Here is an 8,563-nt window from a genome sequence, read left to right on the forward strand (position 1 = left end):
TGGCGGCGCGGGCGATGGCCTCCGCGAGGGCCGGATCGGCCGCGGTGACGTAGAGCACCACCACCGAGCGCTGGTAATCGGAAGCCAGGGCGCCCTGGACGGCGGGGGCCGGCCAGCGCACCCCCTCCGCCGTCAGGGCCGCAGCGACCCGCTCGGCGAAATCCCGGCTGCGGATCCACGCCGAGACCCCCGCGGCCAGGTATTCGCTGGCGAGCCAGCGGTAGTAGCCGTCGTAGTCATAGGCCGGGGCCGCCCCGGGGGCGAGGCCCACCGCCAAGCGCACCGTGGCCTGGTAAACCGGCGTCGGCGGGGCGGCCATCCACCCCGCGGCGATCCCCAGGGCGGTCGGGATCAGGGCCAGCCACCCCCAGCGCCTTAGGATCCGCCTTACGGTGTCGAGGTCCATCGGGCGATCAACGTCCCCTCGATCTCCAGGCCCCGTCGCGGGGCCTCCCACACTTCCTCGATGATCTTTTTAATTTTTTCCTGAAACCGCCGCCTGTCAAACCGCTCCGCGTGGCGCCGGATGACCGCAGGGTTGAAGGAGAGGGCGGACAGGCGCTGCACCGCCTCGGCCAGGCTCTCCGGAGTGGGCTCCCGGAAGAACAGGCCGGTCACCCCCTCCACGACGGTGTCGAGCGCCCCCCCGGCGGCGAAGGCGATCACCGGCCGCCCGGCGGCCATGGCCTCCACCGGGGCGATCCCGAAATCCTCGTGCCCGGGAAAGATGAACGCCCGGCAGCGGGCGTAGAGGTCCGGGAGCCGCTCGTCGGACACCCGGCCCAGGAAGGTGATGTTCGGCCCGGCCATCGCCTCCAGGCGCGCCCGATCCCGCCCGTCGCCGGCGATCACCAGGGGGAGCCCCAGTCGGTTGAAGGCCTGGATGGCCAGGTCGATCCGTTTGTAGGGGACGAGGCGCGAGACGATGAGAAAGTAATCCTCCGGCCGGCCGGCGGGCTGGAAGCGGGCCACGTCCACCGGCGGGTGCAGCAGGAGGGAGGGGCGCCGGTAGAACTTGCGGATGCGACGGGCGACCTCCGTGGAAATGGCGATGAACAGGTCCACCCGGTCGGCCGCCAGGCGGTCCCACATCCGGAGCCAGGTGATCAGCGGCCGCATCAGACGCCGCAGCGGGGACGGCAGCCCCTCCCGGGCCACGTAATCCTCATAGGCCCAGACGTAGCGGGTGGGGGTCAGGCAATAGCACACATGCACGGTGTCCGGGCCGGTGACCACCCCGTGGCAGAACCCGCTTTTGTTGGAGAGGACCACGTCGTAGGCCGAGAGGTTCAGGGCGTCGAAGGCGAGGGGGTAGAGGGGTAGATAGGCCTGGTGCCAGCGGCGGGCGAAGGGCATGCGGTCCAGCCAGGTGACCCGGATGTCCCAGGTCCGCCAGTGGGCCGGCATGCGGTCCGGGGCGTAGAGGCTGGTGTAGATGGGGGCCCCAGGGAAGGCCTCCACCAGCGCCTCCAGGACCGCCTCGGCGCCTCCGATCTGGTTCATCCAGTCGTGGACCAGGGCCAGGCGCAAGGCGCATCCTTCCCGTCGTCGGCGTCCCACCGCCGGCGGAGGGCCTGGGCGGCCTCCTGAACCGGGCCGAAGGACCGCCGGTGGATGGGGCATGGGCCCCGGGCTTCTAGGGCCCGGCGGTGGGCAGGGGTGCCGTAGCCTTTGTGCTGGGCGAAGCCGTAGCCCGGATAGCGTTTCTCCATCGCCTGCATCCAGCGGTCGCGGGTCACCTTGGCGACAATGGAGGCGGCGGCGACGGAGAGACAGTGGGCGTCGGCCCCCACCCGGGACCGCTGGGGCAGGGGGACCGGCAGGGGGAGGGCGTCGATCACGAGGGCCTGGGGCGGGAGGGGCAGGGCAGCCAGGGCCCGCGTCATCGCCAGGCGGGTGGCGGCGAGAATGCCGAGGGCATCGATCTCCTCCGCCGAGGCCATGCCGACCCCCACCCCCAGGGCCACCGCCTGGATGGCCTCGAGCAGGCGCTCCCGCGCCGCTGGCGGGAGCTGTTTGGAATCCCGGACCTCGGCCAGGTGTCGGCGGAGGCGCAGAGGGTCGGGGGGCAGGATCACCGCCGCCGCCACCACCGGACCGGCCCACGCCCCCCGCCCGGCCTCGTCCAGGCCGGCGACGTGGCGGAGGCCCTGGCGCCAGAAAGCGGCTTCCTCAACCAGGGTCGGCCGTGGAGGCCGTTGCCGGTTCCGACTGGGCATACGCCCCCTTCCAGCGATTCCAGTGGATCAGGAGGAGTTCCCGGAACATGTTCAGGCTGTCCCGGAACAGCCGGACGCGGCTTTCCGGGTTGAAATACCAGGTCACCGGGACTTCGGCGATGCGATAGCCGCGCAGGCGGGCGATGAACAGCACCTCCACGTCGAAACTCATGCCGTCCAGACGCTGGACGCGGAAGAGGTCCTCCGCCGCCTCGGCCCGGAACATCTTGAAGCCGCACTGGGTGTCCTGGAAGCCGGGGAGGGCGAGGAGGCGGACGATGGTGTTGAAGGCCCGCCCGATCAGGCGCCGGTAGAGGGGCTCCCCGATCCGTCGGGCCCCCGGGGCCTCCCGGCTGCCGATGGCGATGTCGAACCCCTCTTGGAGGGGCGGCAAGAACTTCACCACCTCCTCGATGGGGGTGGAGAGGTCGGCGTCGCAGATGTAGCGATAGCGGCCGCGGGCGGCCAGCATCCCCTGGCGAACGGCCCGGCCCTTCCCCCGCCGGGGATCCCGGATCAGCCGCACATAGGGGTGGTCCTGGGCGAAGGCCTCGACCACCGCCGCGGTCCGATCGGTGCTGCCGTTCTCCACCACCACGACCTCGGCCGGCCGTCCCCAGGCCTGAAGGAAGCGGTCGATCTGCTCCAGGGCGCGGGGGAGCCGGCGCTCCTCGTTGTGGGCCGGGATGATGATGGAAAGAAAAGGCTCGTCCATGTGCTCCTCCGGGCTTCGGCGGGGAGCCAGCATAGCAGAGAAGCATGGGAGCGACAACCGACCCCTGAGGTGACGGGATCGCCATAGAGGGGCCCAGCCCGCTGCGCCCCCGCCCCATCCGGCGTGGGGCGGGATAAGGTCCCTGCCGGCGTCGTTGACAGCTCCCCACCTCCCGTGTAAAATACGCGCGCTTGAAGCGCGAATCGAATCCGGAGGAGGGACGAGGGGGGATGCCGACCATCAACCAGTTGGTCCGCAAAGGCCGCAAGCCGAAGGTCCGCAAAAGCAAGTCCCCGGCGCTCCACTGGGTGTATAACTCCCTGACCGGGGAGCGCTACTGGGATCCGAAGGGGGCGCCGCAGCGCCGCGGGGTGTGCGTCGTGGTGCGGACGATGACGCCCAAGAAGCCCAACTCGGCCCTGCGCAAGATCGCCCGCGTCCGTCTGACCAACGGCGTGGAGGTCACGGCCTACATCCCCGGCGAGGGCCACAACCTCCAGGAGCACTCGGTGGTCCTGGTGCGGGGCGGGCGCGTGAAGGACCTGCCGGGGGTGCGCTATCACATCATCCGGGGCGCCTTGGACGCGGCGGGGGTGGACAAGCGGCGCCAGGGCCGTTCGAAGTATGGGGCCAAGCGGCCGAAGGGGCAGAAGGGCAAGAAGTGAGGGCCTCGCGGTGGGTCAGGCCACCCGGGGGGCGCTACAGCGCCCCCCTTTTCGTTTCTGGGCGGAGGGCCTGGAGCCGCTGGAGTTCCTGGCGGGTGAGGGGGCGCCACTGCCCCGGCCGGAGCCGTCCCAGGGCGATGGGCCCGATGCGCAGCCGGATCAGGCGGCGGACCGGATGCCCCAGGCGCGCGGCCACGCGGCGGATCTGGCGCTTTTTCCCTTCCCGCATTTCCACCAGCAACCATGTGGCGTCCCCTTCATAGCGGATCACCTGGACGCGGGCCGGGCGGGTCCGCTCACCGTTCAGGGGGATCCCCTGGCGCCAGCGCTCCAAGGTCTCCGGAGTCGGCCGGCCCTCGACGAGGACCGGATAGACCTTGGGATGCGCGTAGCGGGGGTGGGTCAGGCGATGGGCGAGTGTCGTCGGCCTCGGGGTCGACGCGCATCCCCAGGTGGGCGGGGGCGCCGTTAACCGTCACCCGTTTCTGGCGGATGCGTTCCTCGCACGCCCTGGAGCCGCTCCTTCATGGCGCTCCCAACGGGAGGCCGCGCAGTTTGTGGTCCAGTTGCTCAACCCCATCGGTGCCGCGGATGCGGATGCGGGGCCACATGAACCGGTTGTCCAGGCGCTCCTCGGCCCCGTAGGCGGTGGTGACCGCCCCCCAGAACCGGTAGGCCTCCAGGAACCGGATCAGCCCGCTGTCGTAGATGGAGGAGGGATAGGCGAAGAAGCGGACGGGGCGGCCGGTGTGGGCCTCGAGGGATTGTTTCCCCCCGACGATGTGATAGAACAGGAAGGCCTCGTCTCGCCCGGCCAGGGGGATGTGCTCGCGCCCGTGGAGCTGCATGTCCATCCCGGCGGCGCTCATCTCCCGGATCTGCGCCCAGCTCAGGTAGCGCGGGTCCCCGGCGTCCGCCCGGCCGGTGAGGACGAAGAAGGTGCCGCGGAAGCCGTAGCGCAGGAGCCGGGGGAAGGCCTCGGTATAGGCGTCCCGGTAGCCGTCGTCGAAGGTGAGGACCACCGGGCGGGGCGGCAGCGGCTGCCCCTGGGTCAGGTGGGCGATCAGGTCGCTGAGGGAAACCGTGGCGTAGCCGGCGGCCCGCAGGTGCTGCAGGTGGGCCTCGAACTGGGAGGGGCGGACCGAGAGGTCCAGCCGGAAGCGGTCGGCGCCCGGGGGCGGCTCTGAGATGTAGTGGTACATCAGGATGGGGACGTGGAGGACCCGCGCCCGTCCGTCGGCGGGTGGGAGGGGCTCCTGAAAATAGGGAGAAGACATGGGCGGGACGGTCGGCGCGGCCGAGGGGCGCGAAGGTCCGTGGACGGGCGTTGCGTCGGCCGGCCGGCCCGGCGGGGGCGCAACTTGCCGCGCCCCGGCGAACCCGAGGCCGGTGAGGAGACCGCCGAGGATCAGGATCGGGATGGCGCGGCGCATGCGGTGCGACTTTCAGCTCCGGGCGCGCCGGAGGGGATCCATCGAGCAGGTGCCCCCGAGGGGATTCGAACCCCTGATCTCCGCCTTGAAAGGGCGGCGTCCTAGGCCACTAGACGACGGGGGCAGGTCCCGCAGAAATTATACCATGGCCTTCAGCCGGCTCAAGAGGACTCCTCTTCCTCCTTGACATCCCCGCCGATCGTTGTTAGCATCGGAAACCAGCATGCCGCCGCAGGGAGCGCAGGCCATGCCCAAAACGCGGACCGAGCGGATGATCGAACGACTGAAGGAACTGCAAGCCAGCGCCCCGGACATCGAGGCCTCGGCAGTGGTGAGCATCGACGGGCTGATCATGGCCTCGGCCCTCCCGGCCGATGTCGAGGAGGACCGGGTCTCGGCCATGTCCGCGGCGATGCTCTCCCTGGGCGAGCGGATCGCTGGGGAGCTGGGCCGCGGGACCCTGGACCAGGTTTACATCCGGGGGGAGCGGGGCTATGTGGTGCTGATGGCCGTCGGGGAGGAGGCCGTGCTCACCGTGCTGGCCAGACCCCAGGCCAAACTGGGCCTGCTGTTCCTGGACATGCGGCGGGCCGCGGAGGACCTGGCCCGCATCCTGGCCTCGTGAGCATCCGCAGCGGGCGCTTTTCCCTTCCCGGGCGGGTTCATCTCGGCATCAGGAGGGAAGGCCTTGAGCCAGCAGAAGAGCGGCCTGTATTACCCCAACAAGATCGCGCGGATCTTCCTGGAGGCTCTCGAGGAGGTGATGGGGAAGAACGGCCTGAACGCCGTCCTCAACCTGGCCCGCCTTCCCCACTTGATCGACAACTACCCCCCGGACAACCTGGAGCGGGGCTTCGATTTCGCGGACTTCGCCGCCATCAACCAGGCCCTGGAAGAGATGTATGGGCCGCGGGGCGGCCGGGGGCTGGCCCTACGGGGCGGCCGGGCCTCCTTCGCCCGGGGCCTGCAGGGATTCGGGGCCCTGGCTGGGGTCAGCGACCTCGCCTTCCGGGTGCTGCCGCTCCAGGCCAAACTGAAGATCGGCCTCCCGGCCATGGCGGGCATCTTCACCCAGTTCAGCGATCAGAAAAGTTACGTGGTGGAGGAGGCCGACCGCTTCGTTTATGTGATCGAGCGCTGCCCGGTGTGCTGGGGCCGCAAGACGGACCGCCCGGTCTGTTACGCGGCCATCGGCCTGCTTCAGGAGGGCCTGCGCTGGGTCAGCGGCGGGAAGGAGTTCCGGGTGGAGGAGATCTCCTGCATCGCCATGGGGGATCCGACCTGCTCTTTCGCCGTCTACAAGGAGCCCATCGGCTGATGGGGGGATCGCATCCTTCGCCCCGGCGCGGAGGGGAGGTTCCCATGGGGCGCACGGCCACTTTGTTGATCATTGAGGACGAGCCGGAGACGGTCGCAGTGCTGAAGGCCTACTTCCAGGCCCAGGGCTACCGGGTGCTCGCCGCCGCCTCGGGGGAGGAGGCCCTCGCCATGGCCCGGGAGCACACGCCAGACGTCATCCTCCTAGATATCCGGCTGCCCGACATCGACGGCTTCGAGGTCTTCCGGCGGCTGCGGACCCATCGGCGGACCGAGGGCATCCCCGTGATCTTCCTCACGGAACGCAGAGGGCGCCAGGATCGCCTGGCCGGCCTGGAACTGGGTGCCTATGATTACATCCCCAAGCCCTTCAGCCTCCAGGAGCTGCGGGCGCGGGTCCAGAACATCCTCCGGCGCTCGCAGGCCGGGCCGGCCTTTGATTTCCTCACCGGCCTGCCGGGACTGCCGCTGATCCTGGAGCACTTGGAGGAGCAACTGGGACGGACCGGGTGGGTGGCGTGGCTGATCGGCCTGGAGGGCCTGGAGGCCTTCGGGGAGCATTACGGCTTTGTGGCCCGCGACGACGCCATCCGGGCGGTGGGGCTGCTGCTGGCCGGGGTCAACCACGAGGGTGGCGAGGGGCTCTTCCTGGGGCATCTCGGGGAGGGCCTCTTCCTCATGACTGGGGAGGCCCGACAAGCCGTCGCCCTGGGGGAAAAGGCCCTCTCCCGCCTGCAGAACGCGCTGCCCTACTTCTACCCGCTCCAGGAGCTCGAGGAGGATCCGGCGGGCCTCCCGGCCCTGCGGATCGTCGCCGCCCGTCTCATGGCCGCAGAGGGGCCTTTCGCCGGCCCGGAGGCCGTCCTCGAGGCGTTGCGCCGCCGGCTGGCGCCGGTGGGGGCGGGGCCCCGCTGAGGGAACCGGCCCTCAGGCGAAGCACTTCTTGTGGTAGTAGCGCATGCGGTTCCGCAGGCCGTCCTTGACCGGCAGCAGTTCGCTCAGGCGGATGGGCTGGCCGCAGCGATAGCAGATCCGCCGGGTGAGATGGTCGACGATGGGCTCGGCCTTCTTCTCTTCCTGGGACGTCGTCTTCTTGGCCTTGGTCGCCATGGCCTGCGCTCCGTCCGGGAGTTGGGACTCGTAGCCGGTCCCCCACTATGCCACAGACGCCGATGGTTGTCAAACCCAACGCCCGGGTGCGGGTCCTCTCCCCGCATCTGGATGATGCGGTCCTCTCCTGCGGAGGGACCCTCCACCGGATGGCCCGGGCCGGCCATCGGGTGGAGGTGGTGACCGTCTTCGCGGGGGATCCGCCGGGGCCGCCGCCGCCCTTCGCCCAGGCCCTCCACGCGGTGTGGGGCTACGGGGATGCGGCGATGGCCGGGCGGCGGGCGGAGGATCGGGCGGCCCTGGCTCTCCTCGGCGCCATCCCCATCCACCTGGACTTCCCCGATGGGATCTATCGGCGGGACGCCAGGGGGCAGCCCCTGTGCGCCGGCCGGGAGGACCTGTTCCGCCCCCCGCGTCCGGAAGAGTCCGTCTGGATCTCCCGGCTGGTCGAGGCCCTGAAGGCCCTCCTGTGGGCGGCGGGGGATCTCCTCCTTGTCCCGCTGGCCATCGGAGGGCACGTGGACCACCGATTGGTCCGGGAAGCCGTGGCGGCGTGGCGGCCGCCAGGGGTCATCGTGTGGTTCTACGAGGATTTCCCCTACGTGGAACGGGAGGCCTTCGTGCCTCCCGCGGGGTGGCGGGCCCATCGGGTGTTCCTGGACGAGGCGGACCTGGAGGCCCGGGCCCAGGCCGTCCTCGCTTATCGCTCCCAGTGGCCGATCTTCTTCGCCCGCGAGGAGGAAGTCCTAGAGCGCCTCCGCGCCGCCGCCCAGCAGGCCGGCGGGGGGATCCCTGCCGAGCGCTTTTGGGAGCCGGCGGCGCTGGAGCCTCCCTTCGAAACCGGATGGCGTTCGCATAGGGTTGACAACAGCTGACATTTTTATTATCAGCCATTTCAGCCACGAAGCTTTCCGACGGGGCACGCCCGCACGGAATCCACCCCCTCACCGCCTGGCGGTGGGTTCGAGGTGGGCCAGCGCCCCGTTCCCACAGCCGGTGGACGGCTCGCGGGTTTTCGGCTATCATGCAGATAGAGCCGGTGAAAACCAAGCCGGCTCCGGGCTGGCCACCCCAAACGGCCCTACCGGGAGTTCCCCGGGAAGG

At 70.3% G+C, this 8,563-nt stretch carries 11 protein-coding genes, 1 tRNA gene and 1 pseudogene; 5 read left to right on the forward strand and 8 right to left on the reverse strand.

What is annotated here, in order from left to right; translation table 11 throughout:
* From C4313_RS10410 to C4313_RS10425, 4 genes are all read right to left on the reverse strand, one after another.
* Nucleotides 1-406 (reverse strand): YveK family protein (locus C4313_RS10410; protein WP_352429797.1); only part of this gene is annotated, 406 nt, incomplete at its 3' end.
* Entirely contained in the window at nucleotides 388-1,530 is a 1,143-nt protein-coding gene (locus C4313_RS10415; protein ID WP_352429798.1) for a glycosyltransferase, read from the reverse strand. The genes C4313_RS10410 and C4313_RS10415, both read right to left, overlap by 19 nt.
* Nucleotides 1,500-2,219 (reverse strand): ribonuclease HII, encoded by a 720-nt coding sequence (gene rnhB / locus C4313_RS10420; protein ID WP_352429799.1) that lies wholly within the window; start codon nucleotides 2,217-2,219, stop codon nucleotides 1,500-1,502. The genes C4313_RS10415 and rnhB overlap by 31 nt, the downstream gene beginning before the upstream one ends.
* A complete protein-coding gene (locus C4313_RS10425) occupies nucleotides 2,173-2,934 on the reverse strand; it encodes a dolichyl-phosphate beta-glucosyltransferase (protein ID WP_352429800.1) in 762 nt (253 codons plus the stop codon). The genes rnhB and C4313_RS10425 overlap by 47 nt, the downstream gene beginning before the upstream one ends.
* A gap of 230 nt (nucleotides 2,935-3,164) precedes the next feature.
* Between C4313_RS10425 and rpsL the strand changes: the two genes are divergently transcribed.
* Entirely contained in the window at nucleotides 3,165-3,599 is a 435-nt protein-coding gene (gene rpsL / locus C4313_RS10430; protein ID WP_352429801.1) for a 30S ribosomal protein S12, read from the forward strand.
* Nucleotides 3,600-3,633: 34 nt separating this feature from the next.
* Here rpsL and C4313_RS10435 read toward each other — a convergent pair.
* The 3 genes and pseudogenes from C4313_RS10435 to C4313_RS10445 all read right to left on the reverse strand — a co-directional run.
* Nucleotides 3,634-4,008, reverse strand: a pseudogene (locus C4313_RS10435) (pseudouridine synthase domain-containing protein); the annotation flags it as partial.
* A gap of 115 nt (nucleotides 4,009-4,123) precedes the next feature.
* Nucleotides 4,124-5,032 carry a polysaccharide deacetylase family protein gene (locus C4313_RS10440; protein WP_352429802.1) on the reverse strand — a complete coding sequence of 303 codons (909 nt, stop codon included), beginning with the start codon at nucleotides 5,030-5,032 and terminating at the stop codon, nucleotides 4,124-4,126.
* A 50-nt stretch (nucleotides 5,033-5,082) separates the two neighbouring features.
* Nucleotides 5,083-5,156 (reverse strand) — tRNA-Glu (locus C4313_RS10445).
* Between the two features lie 123 nt (nucleotides 5,157-5,279).
* Here C4313_RS10445 and C4313_RS10450 point away from each other — a divergent pair.
* From C4313_RS10450 to C4313_RS10460, 3 genes are all read left to right on the forward strand, one after another.
* Complete coding sequence (locus C4313_RS10450) at nucleotides 5,280-5,657, forward strand: roadblock/LC7 domain-containing protein (protein ID WP_352429803.1); 378 nt, start codon at nucleotides 5,280-5,282, stop codon at nucleotides 5,655-5,657.
* Between the two features lie 63 nt (nucleotides 5,658-5,720).
* Nucleotides 5,721-6,350 carry a V4R domain-containing protein gene (locus C4313_RS10455; RefSeq protein WP_352429804.1) on the forward strand — a complete coding sequence of 210 codons (630 nt, stop codon included), beginning with the start codon at nucleotides 5,721-5,723 and terminating at the stop codon, nucleotides 6,348-6,350.
* A 44-nt stretch (nucleotides 6,351-6,394) separates the two neighbouring features.
* Entirely contained in the window at nucleotides 6,395-7,264 is an 870-nt protein-coding gene (locus tag C4313_RS10460) for a response regulator transcription factor (protein ID WP_352429805.1), read from the forward strand.
* Nucleotides 7,265-7,276: 12 nt separating this feature from the next.
* Here C4313_RS10460 and C4313_RS10465 read toward each other — a convergent pair whose 3' ends face one another.
* Nucleotides 7,277-7,459: a hypothetical protein gene (locus C4313_RS10465; protein WP_352429806.1), complete on the reverse strand. Its 183-nt coding sequence runs from the start codon at nucleotides 7,457-7,459 to the stop codon at nucleotides 7,277-7,279.
* Nucleotides 7,460-7,521: 62 nt separating this feature from the next.
* Between C4313_RS10465 and C4313_RS10470 the strand changes: the two genes are divergently transcribed.
* Nucleotides 7,522-8,334, forward strand: coding sequence for a PIG-L deacetylase family protein (locus C4313_RS10470; protein ID WP_352429807.1), 813 nt, complete (start codon nucleotides 7,522-7,524; stop codon nucleotides 8,332-8,334).
* Nucleotides 8,335-8,563: the final 229 nt, after the last annotated feature.

This window comes from Thermoflexus sp. (assembly GCF_040289485.1).
GTDB lineage: Bacteria > Chloroflexota > Anaerolineae > Thermoflexales > Thermoflexaceae > Thermoflexus.